The organism is Arenimonas sp. SCN 70-307, from assembly GCF_001724815.1.
Classification (GTDB): Bacteria; Pseudomonadota; Gammaproteobacteria; order Xanthomonadales; family Xanthomonadaceae; genus Arenimonas.
In genome coordinates this window covers 1-16,944 of sequence record NZ_MEDO01000034.1, presented here as the reverse complement: position 1 = coordinate 16,944, position 16,944 = coordinate 1, and the positions used below count along the sequence as shown (strand labels likewise).

The following is a 16,944-nucleotide window of genomic DNA, read 5'->3' as shown; positions in this document are numbered from 1 at the left end:
CTAACGCCTGAGTTAAGCCGCGTGCCGGAGGCACGTCGGCTTGAATGATGAGTTAGACCGCAGGCCGCCGCTTGGCCGCCAGCGATGCCACGAAGGAGCAGCCTCCGAGCAGGACCACCGCCACCCAACTAGCCGGCATGAACCAGCCGATTGGATGATCCCCGGCGCCAGCGATGGAGAACGGAAGGTATGCAACTGCGGCCAGGATGGCCACGGGCACCGAGAGCATGCCGACACACCCGCCCCAGAAGGCAACGGTATGAGCGACAGACCTGCCCTGGCGTGAAACATGCAGGGCATAGAAATGTAGGGCGAGCGCAAGGACCAAGCCGGCCAGAACCAAGTACGTCATGTAGCTTCCTCCTGCGGTCTAACGCCTGAGTTAAGCCGCGTGCCGAAGGCACGTCGGCTTGAATGATTAGTTAGGCCTGCACCGCCGCAAGTTGGCGGCACGCGACCATGATGTCTAGCAGAAGCGATTCCTTGGTATAGCCCAGGTGCTCGTGACCGCTCTGGATGTGAGCAAGATGGACGAACTCCATCAATGCGGGATGGTGGTTGAGCTTCTCGCCAATTTTGCCGATGAGCCCGCAGCCAAGATGCGGCTCCATGGTTCCCGCAAGGACCTCCCCCGCCACCCGAATCGCATCCTCCATGGTCTCGAATGTCTTCACGGTGAGGCCTAACGCCTGAGTTAAGCCGCGCCGAAGGCGTCGGCTTGAATGATTAGTTAGGTCGCAACGCCGCGAATGAGCGCTGCGGCTATGCAGCCCAACAACAGCGCCCCTAGGAGCTGCTGGAGGCGGACCTGACGGTGAACGGATTGGTGTAATGGGCTAAAGAATGCATTGGATGTCGAAATCGACCCGAATCGAAGCAGGTTGACGAGGACGCTTATTGGCGAGCTTCCGGGGCTGAATGTACGAAACGCTTCGCCGCTAAGTTGGCCAAGCTCAACCGCCTTACGCACTCTTCTAGTCAAGATCTGATCATTGACTAGCAATGCAATAAGCAAGGCGATAGATATGTAGTAGAGGAGGTTCATTGCCTGTTCTGCCGACCTAACACCTGAGTTAAGCCGCCGCCGCAGCGGAAGCATGATTTTCGCCGCGCAACTGGACGGCGGTCGGCTTGAACGATTTGTTAGGCCTCATCGTCGCGGCCTGCCTCTAGCACGATAGTTACCGATTGCTTTAGGTCACGGGGTAGCGACCTGCACGTCTCCCGGTATTCCGGTGCGTCTGCACACACGACAGGGTGCCCCTTTGGTTCGCCGCAGATATCGCCTCGGAAAATGCTCGAGCGCTCGTAGCCAGACGGAACGATGCTAAGCGAGGACTTGCCGCGGGAGTCTGCTACAGAATGCGTGAACTCCAGCTCAGTTCTTTCATAGTCCCACGCAAGCTTTGTCACGGAGCCAGCGATCGGTGCGCTAGAAGTATCCGTTACCAGGACTTCTACAGAAATCGGGGCATGGGCGCACTTTGCCTCTGCGGAAGATGCCAGTAGCCCGATAATCAGCCATGTAGCAAACCAAGTGCGGCAATGCATGTCAGAGGCCTAACACCTGACTGAGTTAAGCCGCCGCCGCAGCGGAAGCATGGTTTTCGCCGCGCAACTGGTCGGCGGTCGGCTTGAACGAACTGTTAGGGCCCGAAGTTACGGCGAGGCCCGCACCAACGCAAGCTAACAAACCCTCCCCTGGACACGGACGCCCGGTTTGAGCGAAGCCCGCCGTTAGCGCCCCCGTGCACGACACGAGCTGGGCCGGAGCCCGGTGGGCAGGCCCGCGCCGCGGGATGCCTGAAGAGGGTCGTGACTGCCGCCCGCAGCGCTGGGGCGGGAGCGCACACGATCCGGCCACCGCAGCCCACTCTGCGCCGGATGCTCGCAGCGCGGGCGGCGAGGACGATCCACCGCACCGTGCGAAGCCCAGAAGCGACAACGGCCCGCGAACGGGCCGAAGCAACACAGAACGATAAGGGCCTAACACCTGAGTTAAGCCGCCGCCGCAGCGGAAGCATGGTTTTTGCCGCACAACTGGACGGCGGTCGGCTTGAACGAACTGTTAGGGCCCGAAGTTACGGCGAGGCCCGCGCCGACGCAAGTTGACAATGCCTCCCCTGGACACGAACGCCCGGCCTGGCCGAAGCGCGCCGCCAGCGCCCCCGCGCACGACACCAGCTGGGCCGGAGCCGGGTGAGCAGGCCCGCGCCGCGCGATGCGTGAAGAAGGCCGTGGCGGCCGCCCGCAGCGCTGGGCCGGGAGCGCACACGATCCGGCTGCCCCAGCCCGCCCTGAGCCGGATGCTCGCAGCGCGGGCGGCGAAGACGATCCGCCGGGCTCTCCGAAGTCCATGAACGACAACGGCCCGCGAACGGGCCGAAGCAGCACAGAACGATAAGGGCCTAACGCCTGAGTTAAGCCGCGTGCCGGAGGCACGTCGGCTTGAATGATTAGTTAGGCCCCGGCAAAACCGTGACCGACTCAACTGTGATGCTGCCATCGAACCCCTCTGCAATGCACGCTGCGATTGCATCTGAGAATTCGTCGGTCAGAGCCGCCCCGTTATCGTCAAAGTCGTTGTCCGCTTGGAGCCGCAGGACAAGGCCGTCCCACGTGCATTTGGCGTTCTCTTGCCATGGGCGATGAGTGAACTCCTCCGTGATGTCGCTCGCCGCTGCGGGGCCAGCATGCTCAGGGATCCCGCTGCAGGTAAGTACGACTCGATACATGAGGCCTAACGCCTGAGTTAAGCCGCGTGCCGAAGGCACGTCGGCTTGAATGATGAGTTAGGCCTCATGGCTTGAGGCCAGCCAAACGTTGTAAGCAGACTCCAGCTCCCGAGGTGTGCAGGTGAGCCAGTGCAACCATTGCGACTCTTGTCCATGAGGGTAGCCGAGAAGATTGTTAACGGCATTTCCCACGGCCGTCCGGTGCTGTTCAGATTTTGGCGCATCGCCTGCTGTCCCAATCAGTGCAGAGATCTCCGACCTGCTGAGGCCAAAAAGAGCATGGAACTCCCACTCCGGAAAGAATGGGCCGTGGGCTGCCGCAGCCAGAGCCTGATCCAACGGATTGCTGAGCACGTCCCCCATGAGGCCTAACGCCTGAGTTAAGCCGCGTGCCGGAGGCACGTCGGCTTGAATGATTAGTTAGATCTTTACGACGGGGTGAGGAACACGAATCTGACTGCTTCTACATACTCCCCATCCTCGTTCTTGACCAGCTGAGCGATCCGAATTCTCTTGGATGTAATGCTGGTGATCCGGCCGGTGTTCTCTCCGATGTAGCTGCCGACCTCAACAACATATTCCTTACCGGATTCGTCCAGGAGCAAAGCTCTTGGTTGCTCAGGCTCGCCCAGGACCCGAATGAACTTCAGGCAGCCTAACGTAAGGGTGTCCTGAAGTGGCCCAAAGGACCCCGGACCGTCGGGGCCGCCGTGGTCAGTTGAACCAACATGCCGCATGCAGCCGTCAGCTTCCGCGGGCGGCGCCAAGAAAGCGATAAGATCGGCTTGAATGATTAGTTAGGCGGAAATGTAGCAAAGGACGGCAAGCCCTGCCCGAGCCCGGAAGGTAGGGGCCAGCCCCGCCGGCAGCAACGCCAGGCGGCACCGGCACCAACCTACGAGTACCTGACTAGGGCCAGGCGAGGACCAGGCGCTTGGCGAGGCAGCTACGGAGGCTCAGAACCATGACGTTGCCGAAGCCAACCAGTTCGCGGATTGGCGCAACGTCGCAGGAGGGACACCCCCGCCTAACGCCTTAGTTAAGCCGCGCCGAAGGCGTCGGCTTGAATGATTGGTTAGGCCTAGCTGGCATCTGCCCTGGCTAGGTGACGAAGCATTGCAGATTTCACGGACGCCACACGAAGAGGCTGAAGTATTCGGCTCAGCCAACCGGAACCAAACCATAGAATGACAAGCACTAATGCGCCTGCTGCGAGCCGAGGCAGCAGCGATAGCTGAACCACCAGCGGGATGCTGCTAATCACAAGGGCCGCAGGCCCAAAGATCTCTAGGGCAATTAGCAGGTAATTGCATGGCGCCCAACGCGCCTTGGTCTTGGCATAAAGCGCGTCGAACTCATCGTCGTCGAGCAGTAGGTATGCGCGTTTGGCGTGGAAAGGTGCCATGAGGAAGCTTCTGAGGCCTAACTACTAGTAGTGGTCTGTAAACGAGGATAGACCATCCCCGCCGCGTGTGCGTTCAGGTCGGGAGAGGGGAATTCTCACCTCGCCGCACCGGCTTGGATGACTGCGGGCGCGATGGCCTGGCGCGCATGCTTTACCGGTATGGAGCGCAAGCGACGGGATAGCAAGGAAGTGGCCGCAGGCGGCGGTGTAGCGCCGGCGCAGGGCGAGGGGCGGCCGCGGGGGTTGTTGGAGGCGGTTCGCGGCAAGTTGCGGGCAAAACACTACAGTTTGCGCACCGAGATGGCGTACGTGGGCTGGGCGCGACGGTTTATCCAGGTGCATCGCGGGCGGCATCCGCGGGAGTTGGGCGGGCGCGAGGTCGAGGCCTTCCTCACGCGGCTGGCGGTGCAGGGCAAGGTGGCGGCCAGTACGCAGAACCAGGCGCTGTCGGCGCTGCTATTCCTTTATCGCGAGGTGCTGGGGCTCGAGCTGCCGTGGATGGACGAGGTGGTGCGCGCCAAGCGGCCGCAGCGGCTGCCCACCGTGCTCAGCCAGGGCGAGGTGCGCGCCCTGCTGGAGCTGATGCAGGGCCGGCCGCGGGTGCTGGCCGCCCTGCTCTACGGCACGGGCATGCGCCTGATGGAGGGCCTGCGGCTGCGCGTGAAGGACGTGGACTTCGAGCGCCGCGAAATCATCGTGCGCGAGCCCAAGGGCGGGCACGACCGCCGCACCATGCTGCCCGGCTCGCTCGAGCAGCCGCTGCGCGAGGCCATCGCCCGCGCACTGCGCCTGCATGCGGCCGACAAGGCTGCGGGCCACGGCCGGGTGTGGCTGCCGCACGCGCTGGCGCGCAAGTACCCGAACGCGGCGGCCGAGCCCGCCTGGCAGTACGTGTTCCCCGCCGACGAGCGCTCCATCGATCCGCGCGACGGCACCGAGCGCCGCCACCACGTGGGCGAGGAGGCGCTCAGCCGCCACCTCAAGCGCGCTGCGGTGCAGCTGGGCCTGGGCAAGCCGGTCAGCGCACACACGCTGCGCCACAGCTTCGCCACCCACCTGCTCGAGGCCGGCTACGACATCCGCACCGTGCAGGCCCTGCTGGGCCACAAGGACCTGGCTACCACCCAGATCTACACCCACGTGCTCGGCCGCGGTGCCAGCGCCGTGCGCAGCCCACTCGACCAAACGCCCTGAGCGCTCAGGTCACGATGCCCAGCACCCAGGCGAGCACGAACCATGCGAAGCCGGCCAGCGTCACCGGGTGCACGCGATGCAGGGTCCGGCGGTCATGCACCATCAGCGACACGAAGAATGCGATCCACCCGCCGAAGAAAAACAGCAGGAAGCCCGCTTCATCCACGCGCGCGGTGAAGGCCGGGAACAGCGGTTCCATCCACGAGACAATCAGCGGGTCGTAGCAGCGCGCAAGCACGGGCCCCAGCATCAGGAAGGTGGCGCAGAACACCAGCCGCTTGTGCCAGTCGGCGCGCGCGCGGTTCCACCAGGCCAGGAACAGGAACAGCGCGAACCCCGGCAGCAGCAGCCGGTTGGCGCGCACCTCCTCGCCCATGTTTGCCCAGCCCTTCCACAGCACCACGAAGATGTACAAGGTGCTCAGCGTCACGCCCAGGGCCACCAGCAGCGTGGCGATGCCCACGCGCCGGTGCAGCGCCACATTGCGCACCCGCACCAGGTTGGCCTGCACCAGCAGCAGCACGTACCAGGCCAGCCCGAACAGCCCGTGCACCACGAACTTCGGGTCGCGGTTGCTGGCCTGGCCCACGTCGGTGAACAGGTTGTCCGAAAACGCCACGACGCTCAGGAACAGCATCAGCGCCGCCGTCAGGGTGAAGTAGGCGCTGCGGGTTTGGGTGGCCATCGTGCGCTCCGGGTTCGATACCAGCGCAACGCGCTCCGCGGCGCCGCCCGGTCAGGGCCGGCTGCGGTCCAGCACTTCCAGCAGCATCCAGCGGCGCGAACTGCCGTCGGCCGGCGGGTTGGGCACGGTGTATTCGCGGATGCGCAGCACGTATTCCACGCCCACCTGCCACTCGAAGCCTTCGATCTCGCCGTACAGGTACTGCCAGGGCGAGCCGGGCTGGTCGCGATACTGCAGGCACAGGCCCTCGACGACACCCGTGCACGGCGCGCGCTGGCCGGCGATCTGCACGATGCGGTCCACGCCTTCGGCCGAGGGCTGCTCGGGGCGGCCGTCGAAGCGCCAGCTGGCGCCGTCGGCGGCCACCAGGCTCAGGTAGGGGCCTTCGAACACCAGCTCCAGCGGCTGCTTCATGGCCGACAGCAAGGCCGACTCGCGCGCCATCAGCTCGCCGGGGCACATCCGCATCGTGCTGGCGATCTGCCCGCCCTCGCCGCCGAAACGGATCTGGCTGCCAGTGCGCGCATAGGCGCCGCTGTGCTGGTTGCACGGGCCCGAGAGCCCGAAGCGCTCGCCCTTGAACACCAGCGTCGCCGAGCCGGCGCCGCTGCCGGGCACCTTGTCGCCCGACGAGGTGCCCACCAGCCGCCAGTCCTGGCCTTCGATGGACGGCCCCTGCGCCACGCGCACCTCTCGCGCGCCGCCCGCGCAGGCCGCCACGCCGGCGCACAGCGCCATCGCCAGCGAAACACGGAACATCGGGTGCATGGGCTGTCCTCGGGCCGGGTCGATGGCCCGGAGTCTAGCGCCGCCGGCGCGGGATGTGGTCGGCCGGGAAGCTGGCCAGGTCGGCGCCGCCTTCGCGCCGCGGCGCGCCGGGCGCCGGGCCCCAGGCCTGGGCGGTGATCACTTCCCAGCTGCTGGGCAGCACGCCGCTGCGGCGGTGCGCCTCGTAGGCGGCGGTCACGCGCTGCAGGCGCTGGCGCCCGCCCAGACCGCGCCGGCGGTCGCGGCGCGCGTCGCCGGCGCCGATGGCGCGCAGTTCGTGCATCAGCGTGCGCAGGTCCGGGTAGGTCAGGGTGAAGTGGTCGCGGTCGAGCACCGGATCCTTGAAGCCAGCGGCGATCATCGCGTCGCCCACCTGCTGGATCTGCGCGAACGGCGACAGCGGTGGCACCTCGCCGATCGAGGCATAGGCCTCGCCCAGCTCCACCAGCGTGTCGGGCCCGAAGGTGGAGAACAGCAGCAGCCCGCCCGGCCGCAGCACGCGGCGGAACTCGGCCAGCGCCGCCGGCAGGTCGTCCACCCACTGCAGGCACAGGCTGGAGAAAATCACGTCGGCGCACTGGTCGGCCAGCGGCAGCGCCGAGACGTCGGCGCACACGCGCCGCACCGGGCGCCAGAAGCGCGTGTGTTTGGGCACCTCGCGCAGCATCGGCAGCGCCGCGTCGAGCGCGATCACCTCTGCCTTGGGCCAGCGTTTCTTCATCGCGCCGGCAGCGCGGCCGGGGCCGCAGCCCAGATCGAGGATGCGCGCGGGCTGGCGGTCGTCCAGGTAATCAAGCTGCTCGAGCAGGCGCGCTTCCACTTCGCGCTGCAGCGCGGCCACGGCGGCGTAGTTGGGCGCGGCGCGGCCGAAAGCGCGGCGCAGCTGGCGGCGGTCGAAGAGGCGGCTCATGGCGGGCAGTCGGCGGCGAAGGCGCGCAGCGCGTCGGCCACTTCGCCGGCATGGGTTAGGAAAGGTGCATGGCCGGCGCGCGCCACTTCGTGGAAGCGCGCGCCAGGCGCCAGCGCGCCAGCGGCCTGCATCGCCTCCGGCGACACCAGCCGGTCGCGTCGGCCGGCCAGCCACAGGCTGGGCATCGCCAGCGCCGGCAGCGCGCCGCGCAGGTCGGTGTCTTCCAGCAGCGCCAGGCCGTCGCACAGCACGTTGGCGCGTGGCTCGCCGTGCGCAAACACCTCGTCGCGCAGCAGGCGGATTTCCTCGCGCACGTGGTCCGAGCCCTGCGCCTCCAGCATCAGGAAACGATCGATGGTGGCGCGATAGTCGCGGCCCAGTTCGCTGGCGAAGCCGCGGAACACCGACGGGTCCATGCCCGCCGGCCAGTCTTCGCTGCGCACGAAGCGCGGGTTGGCGGCCAGCATCACCAGGCCGCGCACGCGCGAGGGCCGCGTGGCCGCCGCCTGCAGCGCCACGAGCCCACCCAGCGACCAGCCCAGCCACAGCGCGCGATCGGGCACGCGCGCGGCCACGGCATCCACCGCCGCGTCGAGCGACAGCGGCACGCCGGCCTCGCGGCTGCGGCCGTGGCCCGGCAGGTCCACCAGGTGCAGTTCGAATTCGCCCGAAAGCGCATCCACCAGCGGCGCGAACAGCCCCGAATGCATGGCCCAGCCATGCAGCAGCACCAGGGCCGGGCCCTGGCCGCGGACGTCGTGGAACAGGCTCATGCCGGCAGCGGCTGGGGCGTGTCGTTCACCGCGCGGGCCAGCGCCTCGAGCAGGCCGTCCACGTCGGCTTCGGCGTGGTCGGTGCTGAGCGTGATGCGCAGCCGCGCCTGGCCCTCGGGCACCGTCGGCGGGCGGATGGCGGCCACCAGGTAGCCCGCGGCCTCCAGCGCCTTCGACGCGGCCAGCGCGCGGGCGTTGTCGCCCAGCACCACCGGCTGGATCGGCGTGAACGATTCCTGCACCGGCAGCCCGCGCGCGGCGGCGCCGCGGCGGAAGCGCATCACCAGCGACATCAGCTTCGCGCGCCGCCAGGCTTCCCTGCGCACCAGCTTCAGGCTTGCTCGCATCGCCGCGGCCATCGCCGGCGCCGGCGCGGTGGAGAACAGGTAGGGCCGCGCGGTTTCGGCCACGTGGCCCACCAGCGCCTCGCTGCCCAGCAGCATCGCGCCCTGGCCGCCGAAGGCCTTGCCGAGCGGCAGCAGCAGCAGCGGCACTTCGCGCGCGCCCAGGCCGGCCACGGCCAGGCTGCCGCGGCCCTCGGGGCCCAGCACGCCGATGCCGTGCGCATCGTCCACGTACAGCAGCGCGTCCTGCGTGCGCGCCACCAGCGCCAGGTCGGCCAGCGGCGCCTGGTCGCCGTCCATGCTGAACACGCCGTCGGTGGTCAGCATCGCGGCGCCTTCGCGGCGCGACATCAGCTGGCGCATCGCCGCTTCCACGTCGCCGTGGGGGTAGCGCTTGAGTTCGGCGCCCGACAGGCGTGCGCCGTCGAGCAGGCAGGCGTGGTTGAGCTTGTCCTGCACGCACAGGTCGCCGTCGGCGAGCAGCGACTGCATCACCGCCAGGTTGGCCTGGTAGCCGCTGCCGAAGAACAGGCCGCGCTCGTAGCCCAGCCACTGCGCCATGTCATTCTCGAAGGCGGCGTGCTCGGCATGGTGGCCGCAGACCAGCGCCGAACCGGTGCTGCCCACGCCGTGCCAGGCGGCGGCTTCCTGCAGGGCCGCCACCACGTCCAGGTGCTGGCCCAGGCCCAGGTAGTCGTTGCCGCAGAAGTTCACCAGCGGCCGGCCGTCCACCAGCACGCGCGCGCCTTCGCGGCCCTCGATCATCCGGCGCGGCCGCAGCGCGTCGCGCGCCGCGCGCTCGGCGCGGGCCAGGGCGATGCGGTCGGCGAAGCGGATGCGCGGCATGTCAGGCGGCGCAGCCGGCGGCGGGTTCGACGATGTCGGCGTGCACGGTCTTCGATTCGTGCACCACCGGCATCGGCTGCAGGCCCAGGCGCGCGAACAGGGCCTGGTCGGCCTCCACGTCCGGGTTGCCGGTGGTCAGCAGCTTCTCGCCGTAGAAGATGGAGTTGGCGCCCGCCACGAAGCACATCGCCTGCAGCTCCTCGCTCATCTCGGCGCGGCCCGCCGACAGCCGCACCATCGAGGCCGGCATCATGAGGCGGGCCACGGCGATCGTGCGCACGAACTCGAACGGATCAAGCAGGGCCGTGCCGGCCAGCGGCGTGCCCTGCACCTGCACCAGGCGGTTGATGGGCACCGAGTCCGGGTGCGCCGGCAGGTTGGCCAGGGCCTGCAGCAGGCCGGCGCGCTGGTCGCGGGTTTCGCCCATGCCGACGATGCCGCCGCAGCAGGTCTTCATGCCCACGTCGCGCACGTGCTCGAGCGTGTCCAGGCGGTCCTGGTACTCACGGGTCTTGATGATGTCGCCGTAGAACTCGGGCGCGGTGTCGAGGTTGTGGTTGTAGTAGTCCAGGCCGGCCTCGCGCAGGCTCTTGGCCTGCGGCGCGCTGAGCATGCCCAGCGTGGCGCAGGTTTCCAGGCCCAGGGCCTTCACCTCGCGGATCATCTCGGCCACCTTCGGGATGTCGCGGTCCTTCGGGCTGCGCCAGGCGGCACCCATGCAGAAGCGCGAGGCGCCGGCGGCCTTGGCGGCGCGGGCCTTCTCGAGCACCGAGGCGGTGTCCATCAGCTTGGTGGCGTCCACGCCGGTGTTGTAGCGCGCGGCCTGCGGGCAGTAGGCGCAGTCCTCGGGGCAGCCGCCGGTCTTGACCGAGAGCAGGGTGCTCACCTGCACCTGGGCCGGGTCGAAGTGCTCGCGGTGCACGGTGGCGGCGCGGAACACCAGCTCGGGGAAGGGCAGGTCGAACAGGGCGAGCACTTGCTCGCGCGTCCAGTCGTGGCGGATGACAGCAGGCATGGCAAAACCCTGACGGCGCTGGGAAATGAAGAGCGGCAGTCTGTTGGCCATGCCCCACCCTGTCAACCAAACACACCCCCGGAAGGTTGACGGCCACGGCCCGGTCGGGGGGACACCGGGACGGGCAGCCTACGCCGGGCCCGCCAACCCGTTCCGTGAACCAGAGCACGTTCCGTGGGCCGTCGGCTAGGCGGCTTTTTCTCAGGCCTCGGCCGGGGCCTGCTGCCGCTGCGCTGCCTGGTCTGCGAGGAGCCCGGCACGCAGGGCCTCGACCTCTGCCCCGACTGCCGCGCCGACCTGCCCTGGAACCGCGCCGCCTGCGCCCGCTGCGCGCTTCCCCTGCCCCGTGCCGCCCCGCGCTGCGGCCGCTGCGCCGGCCTGGCCCTGCCCCAGGCCTCGGCCCGGGCGGTGTTCCTGCACGCCGCGCCGGTGGACCAGCTGCACCGGCGGCTCAAGTTCCACGGCGAGCTCGCCGCCAGTCGCCTGCTGGGGCAACTGCTGGCCGAAGCGCTGGCCACGGCCCCGCGGCCGCAGGCCCTGGTCTGGCTGCCGCTGCATCGCGCCCGCCTGCGCCAGCGCGGCTACGACCAGGCCCTGGAGCTGGCGCGGCCCCTCGCGCGTGCGCTGGCACTGCCGCTGCTGGCCGGGCGCCTGCACCGGCGCCGCGCCACCGCCGCCCAGTCCGAGCTCGATGCCGGCGCACGCCGGCGCAACGTGCACGGGGCCTTCGCGGTGCGGCCCGGCCCGCCGCTCCCGGCGCACATCGCGCTGTTCGACGACGTCATGACCACCGGCGCCACCTTGCAGGAGGCCGCGCGCGCCCTGCGGCTGGCGGGGGTGGAGCGGGTGGACCTGTGGGCCCTGGCCCGGGCCTGAGCCTCAGCCCAGCGCGTAATGCCCGGCGATGCCGGCGAACACCGCCAGGCCCACCCACTGGTTCGACAGGAAGGCCTCGAAGCAGTGTTCGCGGCCCCGGTCGCGGGCGATCCAGAACTGCCGCAGCACCAGCACGACGGCCACACCCAGCGCCACGTAATAGAAGATGCCCAGCCCGGCGCGGCTGCCCACCAGCCACATCGCCCAGGCGAAGCCGGCGAAGAGCACGCCCAGGGCCACCAGGTCGGCCTCGCCGAACAGGATGGCGGTGGACTTGGAGCCGGCCCGGATGTCGTCCTCGCGGTCCACCATCGCGTACCAGGTGTCGTAGCCCGTGGTCCACAGCAGGTTGCCCAGGAACAGCAGCCAGGCCAGCGGCGGCACCGTGCCCTGCACCGCCGCGAAGGCCATCGGGATGCCCCAGCCAAAGGCCACGCCCAGGTACACCTGCGGCAGGTAGGTGTGGCGCTTGAGGAAGGGGTAGGTGGAAGCCAGGAAGGCGCCGGCCACACTCAGCCACACCGTCAGCGCATTGGTCATCAGCACCAGGCCGAAGGCCACCAGCATCATCGCCACGAACACCGCCAGCGCCTCGCGCGGGCTCACCGCGCCGGTCGCCAACGGCCGGCCCTTGGTGCGCTCGACCTGCGGGTCGAGCCAGCGGTCGGCGTAGTCATTGATTACGCAGCCGGCCGAGCGCGTCAGCCACACGCCGGCGCTGAAGATGAAGAGGATGCCCAGCGGCGGCAGGCCTTCGGCCGCCAGCCACAGCGCCCACCACGTGGGCCAGAGCAGCAGCAGGGTGCCCACCGGGCGGTCGCCGCGCACCAGCTGCCAGTACAGCGACAGCCGCGCGCGCCAGCCTTCGGCGGGCGGTTCGGGCACGTGGGCGGGCGCGTTCGACATCCGCGAAAGCCTAGCAGAGCGCCGGCGCGCGCCGCAGCGGCCGTTACTTGCGTCGCTTGAACCGGGCGGCGCCGCGCCCCATGCTTGGGTGGTCATCCACTCGCACGGGAATTGCACGCATGAGCGCAGGCCAGGGTTCCACCGGTAACGTCATCGCCGCCATCTGCAGCCTGTTCATCCCGGGCCTGGGCCAGCTGGTGCAGGGCCGCATCCTGTGGGCCCTGCTCTGGTTCGTGCTCGGCGGCCTGGGCTACGCCATCACCTTCGTGCTTTCCCTGGGCTTCCTGCCCTTCGGCGGCATGCTGGTGGCCATCCTGTCGTGCATCCACGCGGCCGTTTACAAGGGCCGCTGACGCCGCTCAGCCCTGCGCGGCCAGCCAGGTGGCCATGTCCTCGCCGCCCAGCGGGCGCGTGAACAGGTAACCCTGCGCCTCGTCGCAGCCCTGCTGGCGCAGCAGCTGCAGCACCTTCTCGGTCTCCACGCCCTCGGCCACCACGCCCAGGCCCAGGGCGTGGCCCAGGCTCACCACGGCGTGGGTGAGCTCGAGCATGTTGGCGGCGCTGTCCATCTGGCTGACGAAGCTGCGGTCGATCTTGAGCGTGCGCACCGGGAAGCGGTGCAGGTAGCCCAGGTTCGAAAAGCCCGTGCCGAAGTCGTCGATGGCCAGGGTGATGCCGTTGGCCTTGAACAGCGCGAAGGTGTTGCGCAGCGACTCGCTGTCGCGCATCAGCGCCGACTCGGTGATCTCCAGCACCAGCCGGTCGCTGGGCCAGCGCTCGCGGGCGCAGGCCTGCAGTACCTGGGTGGCGAACTCGGGGTCGCGCAGCTGCAGCGCCGACACGTTCACCGCGATGCGGCCGAACGACAGCCCCTGCTCGTGCCACTGGCGCGCCTGCCGGCAGGCCTGCTCGAGCACCCAGCGGCCGATCGGCAGGATCTCGCCGCACTCTTCCGCCACCGGGATGAACTCGGCCGGGGAGCGGTGCTCGCCCGAGGCTGCGTTCCAGCGCAGCAAAGCCTCGATGCAGGCCACCGAACCGTCGGCCAGCGACAGCGTGGGCTGGAAGGCCAGGCTGAACTCGCCGCGCGCCAGCGCCTGGCGCAGCTCCTGCTCCAGCGTCACCCGGCGCTGCACGCGCTCGTAGAAGCTGGAATTGTAGAACTGGAAATTATTGCGGCCCGCGTCCTTGGCCGCGTACATGGCGGTGTCGGCGGCGCGCAGCAGCGCCTCGAGGTCGGGCGCGTTCTCGCCCAGCAGGGCGATGCCGATGCTGCAGCCCACCTGCGCATCCACGTTCGACAGCGAGATGGGCTCGCCGATGGCGCCGATGATCTTGCGCGCCACCAGCGCCGCGTCCTCGGGCCGCGCCACCTCGCGCAACAGCACCAGGAACTCGTCGCCGCCCAGTCGCCCGACCAGGTCGCTCGAACGAACGCACTGGCGCAGCCGCCCTGCGATTTCCTGCAGCAGCTGGTCGCCGGCCTCGTGGCCCTGGGTGTCGTTGACGTACTTGAAGCGGTCGAGGTCGAGGAACAGCAGCGCCAGCGGCTTGCCGCCGCGCCGCGCCGCCTCGATGGCCTCGAGCGCGCGCTCGCGGAACAGGAAGCGGTTGGGCAGGCCGGTGAGCGTGTCGTAGTGCGCCAGCTGCTCGATGCGCTCGCCGGCCTCGCGCTCCTCGGTGATGTCCTGGGTCAGGCCGGTGATGCGGTAGGGCTTGCCCTCGCGCAGCTCCAGCCGGCCGGTGACGCGCAGCCAGATGCGGCGCTCGTCGGCGGTGATGTAGCACACGTCCGCCGTCTGCTCGGGCACGTGCTCGGCCACCATGCGCTGGAAGGCCAGCTGCAGCTTCTGCGCCGACTCCGGGCAGTAGTTGGGCAGCGTGTCCTCGAAGCGCAGCGGCGTGCCCGGCTCGATGCCGTGGATGCGGTAGTTCTCGTCGGTCCAGTGCAGCTCGCCGGTCCCGACCAGCAACTCGAAGCCACCGATGCGGCCCATCGCCGCGATGCGGTCGAGCAGGTCGTTGCGCCAGCGCGAGGTTTCCTCGGCCTTGCGCTGCTCGGTGACATCGTGCAGCACGCCCACCAGGCTCTGCACGCGGCCGTCCTGGTCGAGGATGGCCTCGCCGCGCGCCTGCACCACGCGCTGCTCGCCGTTCGGGCGCAGCATCACCAGCTCCATCGCGTAGGGCTTGCCGTGCTTGAGCAGCGCCACCGAGGCCTGGTGCAGGCGCGCGTACGATTCGGGCGTGAACAGGTGCCGCTGGTGGCGGAAACGCGGCGGCGGCTTGTGGCTGGGCAGGCCGACGATCCAGTACAGCTCGTCCGACCACCACAGCTTGTCGTTGTCCGGATCCCAGCTCCAGTTGCCCAGGTGGGCCACGTGCTGGGCCTGGTTGAGGATGCGCTCGCGTTCGCGCAGCTGGGCCTCGATCTGCTTGTAGTCGTGGATGTCGGTGTGCGTGCCCACCACGCGCCGCGGGCGGCCGGCGTGGTCCCAGCTGATGGCGCGGCCGCGGTCGAGGATCCAGCGCCACTTGCCGTTCGCATCGCGCACGCGGTAATCGACGATGTAGCCCTCGCGCTCGCCGGCCAGGTGCGCGTGCAGCGCCACCTTCACGCGCGGGCGGTCGTCGGGGTGGATCAGGTTCTGCCAGGCGTCGAAGCTGCCGTCGAAGGCGTCGCGGGCATAGCCCAGCATGGTGAAGCAGCGGCCTGAGCGGTACACCTCGCCGCGCTCGGCGTCCCAGTCCCACAGGCCGTCCTGGGCGTTCTCGAGCGCGAAGCGCCAGCGGGCGCGGTCAGGCGACTCGGCCAGGTCGGGCGCCTCGTCCTGGTTGTAGAGGCTGACGGTGTAGCCCTGGATGCGGCCAGCGGCGTCCACCACCGCGCGCATCAGGCACTCCAACACAAGGCCGGGCTGTTCGTGGCGGTAATGCACCTCGCGGCCGGGATGCTGGGCCAGCTGGGCCATGGCGTTGGCCAGGGCCGTGCTCAGTTCCGCCTCCAGCGCGCGGTCTACCAGGCCGCGGGACCGCTCATTGCGAGCCAGCACGCGTCCACCGGCATCCAGCACCAACAGCGCGCGGCGCGAGGGGTGCAGCAGCAGGCTGGAAACGAAGGCGGTGTCCAGGGCTTGCGGACCGGCGGTGGCGGAAGCGTCGGGCATACGTTATCCCGAGCATCCCACGGACGCACCCGGATTACCGTGCGGCTCCCCACACTTCGCCGCGGGGCGCCCGGCACAGGCCCCGCCCCGCGTGGCATAATCCCCGGCCACGCGCCCGTAGCTCAGCCGGATGGAGTAGTGGCTTCCGAAGCCCCTACTCATCCCCTGCCGGCCCCGGGTAAAGTGGCACAGGGCCTGAACTCAGTTTCGGACCCCCAGCAGCAAAAAGTCCTTTAAAAACGCGCCCGTAGCTCAGCCGGATAGAGTAGTGGCTTCCGAAGCCATTGGTCGGGGGTTCGAATCCCTCCGGGCGCGCCAAGGACCTTGTGACAGTGTTGGGACAAGTCTGGGACAAGTCCCGATCACACCCCACTGCCCGGCTGAGTAAAGGCGCGCATCGCCTCGCAAACGGGCAGCTCTGCCCCTTCCCGGAGATTCGCCACTCGTTTCACGGTGGAGTCTTCGGCGGCGGACCCGCGCTAGCCTCCGGTGACCGTGGGAAGCAGCGAACACCCCCAGGCACGATTTCCCAATGGGCCGCCCTGCGAACTTTCGCCCCTGTCTTGCGACCAATTTCTCGGGCTTCACCGGCACCCCAGGTTTCGGCAACGCCTTCTGCCTGGCGTGGACTGAATCGCCCCGGCTTCTCCGGAGGCCGTTTCGTCTGAGTCGTAGTACGCCGCCTCCGCTTCCGCCGGGGGTATGTTGCCGATCGACCCCAGCAGTCGGCGATTGTTATACCAGTCGACCCAACCCAGGGTCTCCCATTCGACCTCCTCCCGGCTGCGCCAGGAGCGTCGGTTCGTAACCTCGGTCTTGAACAGCCCAATCACGGTTTCGGCCAGCGCGTTGTCGTAGCTGTCGCCGACGCTGCCCACCGAAGGTTCGATGCCGGCCTCGATCAGGCGGTCGGTGTAGCGGATCGAAAGGTATTGGCTGCCGCGGTCGGAATGGTGGATCAGCGCCTTCTCCGCTGGGCGGCGCGCCCACACCGCTTGCTCGAGCGCGTCGAGCACGAACTGCGTCTGCTGCGACGAACTGGCCCGCCAGCCGACGATCCGCCGGGCGAACACGTCGATCACGAAGGCCACGTACACGAAGCCCTGCCAAGTCGGCACGTAGGTGAAGTCGCTTACCCACAGCGCGTTCGGCCGGTCAGCCTTGAACTGCCGCTTCACCAGATCCATCGGCTTCTCTTCCACCACTGCCTGCCCGATCCATTTGCGCGGCTTGCCGCGCACCACGCCCTGCAGGCCGGCCCGGCGCATCAGCCTCTCCACCGTGCAGCGGGCCACTTTCACGCCTTCCCGGTGCAGCTGC

At 68.8% G+C, this 16,944-nt stretch carries 14 protein-coding genes and 1 tRNA gene; 4 read left to right on the top strand and 11 right to left on the bottom strand.

The genetic code is table 11. The features are described 5' to 3' along the window. Window positions 1-52: 52 nt before the first annotated feature. Both ABS41_RS13685 and ABS41_RS13680 read right to left on the bottom strand, forming a co-directional pair. Window positions 53-352: a hypothetical protein gene (locus tag ABS41_RS13685; RefSeq protein WP_290595181.1), complete on the bottom strand. Its 300-nt coding sequence runs from the start codon at window positions 350-352 to the stop codon at window positions 53-55. Between the two features lie 70 nt (window positions 353-422). Continuing rightward, window positions 423-674, bottom strand: a complete 252-nt coding sequence (locus ABS41_RS13680) for a hypothetical protein (protein WP_290595180.1) — start codon at window positions 672-674, stop codon at window positions 423-425. Between the two features lie 3,709 nt (window positions 675-4,383). On the opposite strand from ABS41_RS13680, the gene ABS41_RS13675 reads away from it, so the two are divergent. After that, on the top strand, window positions 4,384-5,334 hold the full coding sequence (locus tag ABS41_RS13675; RefSeq protein WP_290595179.1) for an integron integrase: 951 nt from the start codon (window positions 4,384-4,386) through the stop codon (window positions 5,332-5,334). 4 nt (window positions 5,335-5,338) lie between these two features. Here ABS41_RS13675 and ABS41_RS13670 read toward each other — a convergent pair whose 3' ends face one another. From ABS41_RS13670 to bioB, 6 genes are read right to left on the bottom strand one after another with little or no spacing between them, the layout of a single operon-like run. Further along, window positions 5,339-6,019 (bottom strand): hypothetical protein, encoded by a 681-nt coding sequence (locus ABS41_RS13670; RefSeq protein ID WP_290595178.1) that lies wholly within the window; start codon window positions 6,017-6,019, stop codon window positions 5,339-5,341. Window positions 6,020-6,070: 51 nt separating this feature from the next. Beyond that, window positions 6,071-6,787 (bottom strand): META and DUF4377 domain-containing protein, encoded by a 717-nt coding sequence (locus tag ABS41_RS13665; protein WP_290595177.1) that lies wholly within the window; start codon window positions 6,785-6,787, stop codon window positions 6,071-6,073. A 34-nt stretch (window positions 6,788-6,821) separates the two neighbouring features. Continuing rightward, window positions 6,822-7,697: a malonyl-ACP O-methyltransferase BioC gene (gene bioC, locus ABS41_RS13660; protein ID WP_290595176.1), complete on the bottom strand. Its 876-nt coding sequence runs from the start codon at window positions 7,695-7,697 to the stop codon at window positions 6,822-6,824. After that, window positions 7,694-8,464, bottom strand: coding sequence for a pimeloyl-ACP methyl ester esterase BioH (bioH, locus tag ABS41_RS13655; RefSeq protein ID WP_290595182.1), 771 nt, complete (start codon window positions 8,462-8,464; stop codon window positions 7,694-7,696). The genes bioC and bioH overlap by 4 nt, the downstream gene beginning before the upstream one ends. 2 nt (window positions 8,465-8,466) lie before the next feature. Next, the gene (gene bioF / locus ABS41_RS13650; RefSeq protein WP_290595175.1) at window positions 8,467-9,660 is read right to left on the bottom strand and encodes an 8-amino-7-oxononanoate synthase; all 1,194 of its coding nucleotides are present in this window, start codon (window positions 9,658-9,660) and stop codon (window positions 8,467-8,469) included. A gap of 1 nt (window position 9,661) precedes the next feature. Beyond that, window positions 9,662-10,675: a biotin synthase BioB gene (gene bioB, locus ABS41_RS13645; protein ID WP_290595174.1), complete on the bottom strand. Its 1,014-nt coding sequence runs from the start codon at window positions 10,673-10,675 to the stop codon at window positions 9,662-9,664. 174 nt (window positions 10,676-10,849) lie between these two features. Here bioB and ABS41_RS13640 point away from each other — a divergent pair, with 174 nt between their 5' ends. Further along, the gene (locus tag ABS41_RS13640) at window positions 10,850-11,551 is read left to right on the top strand and encodes a ComF family protein (protein WP_290595173.1); all 702 of its coding nucleotides are present in this window, start codon (window positions 10,850-10,852) and stop codon (window positions 11,549-11,551) included. 3 nt (window positions 11,552-11,554) lie between these two features. Here ABS41_RS13640 and ubiA read toward each other — a convergent pair whose 3' ends face one another. Beyond that, on the bottom strand, window positions 11,555-12,457 hold the full coding sequence (gene ubiA, locus ABS41_RS13635) for a 4-hydroxybenzoate octaprenyltransferase (RefSeq protein WP_290595172.1): 903 nt from the start codon (window positions 12,455-12,457) through the stop codon (window positions 11,555-11,557). A 119-nt stretch (window positions 12,458-12,576) separates the two neighbouring features. On the opposite strand from ubiA, the gene ABS41_RS13630 reads away from it, so the two are divergent. Next, window positions 12,577-12,810, top strand: coding sequence for a hypothetical protein (locus tag ABS41_RS13630; protein ID WP_290595171.1), 234 nt, complete (start codon window positions 12,577-12,579; stop codon window positions 12,808-12,810). Between the two features lie 6 nt (window positions 12,811-12,816). Here ABS41_RS13630 and ABS41_RS13625 read toward each other — a convergent pair whose 3' ends face one another. Then, window positions 12,817-15,624: an EAL domain-containing protein gene (locus ABS41_RS13625; protein ID WP_290595170.1), complete on the bottom strand. Its 2,808-nt coding sequence runs from the start codon at window positions 15,622-15,624 to the stop codon at window positions 12,817-12,819. A gap of 241 nt (window positions 15,625-15,865) precedes the next feature. Here ABS41_RS13625 and ABS41_RS13620 point away from each other — a divergent pair. Beyond that, window positions 15,866-15,942: transfer RNA gene (locus ABS41_RS13620), tRNA-Arg, on the top strand. A 266-nt stretch (window positions 15,943-16,208) separates the two neighbouring features. Here ABS41_RS13620 and ABS41_RS13615 read toward each other — a convergent pair. After that, window positions 16,209-16,944: IS3 family transposase (locus ABS41_RS13615; protein WP_290595169.1), on the bottom strand; the 736-nt coding region annotated here is incomplete at its 5' end.

Bases quoted from the DNA above. Each gene is read 5' to 3' on its own strand.
- ABS41_RS13685 (WP_290595181.1), bottom strand. From the start codon at position 352: ATGACGTACTTGGTTCTGGCCGGCTTGGTCCTTGCGCTCGCCCTACAT.
- ABS41_RS13670 (WP_290595178.1), bottom strand. From the start codon at position 6,019: ATGGCCACCCAAACCCGCAGCGCCTACTTCACCCTGACGGCGGCGCTG.
- ABS41_RS13665 (WP_290595177.1), bottom strand. From the start codon at position 6,787: ATGCACCCGATGTTCCGTGTTTCGCTGGCGATGGCGCTGTGCGCCGGC.
- bioC (WP_290595176.1), bottom strand. From the start codon at position 7,697: ATGAGCCGCCTCTTCGACCGCCGCCAGCTGCGCCGCGCTTTCGGCCGC.
- bioF (WP_290595175.1), bottom strand. From the start codon at position 9,660: ATGCCGCGCATCCGCTTCGCCGACCGCATCGCCCTGGCCCGCGCCGAG.
- bioB (WP_290595174.1), bottom strand. From the start codon at position 10,675: ATGCCTGCTGTCATCCGCCACGACTGGACGCGCGAGCAAGTGCTCGCC.
- ubiA (WP_290595172.1), bottom strand. From the start codon at position 12,457: ATGTCGAACGCGCCCGCCCACGTGCCCGAACCGCCCGCCGAAGGCTGG.
- ABS41_RS13630 (WP_290595171.1), top strand. From the start codon at position 12,577: ATGAGCGCAGGCCAGGGTTCCACCGGTAACGTCATCGCCGCCATCTGC.
- ABS41_RS13625 (WP_290595170.1), bottom strand. From the start codon at position 15,624: ATGCCCGACGCTTCCGCCACCGCCGGTCCGCAAGCCCTGGACACCGCC.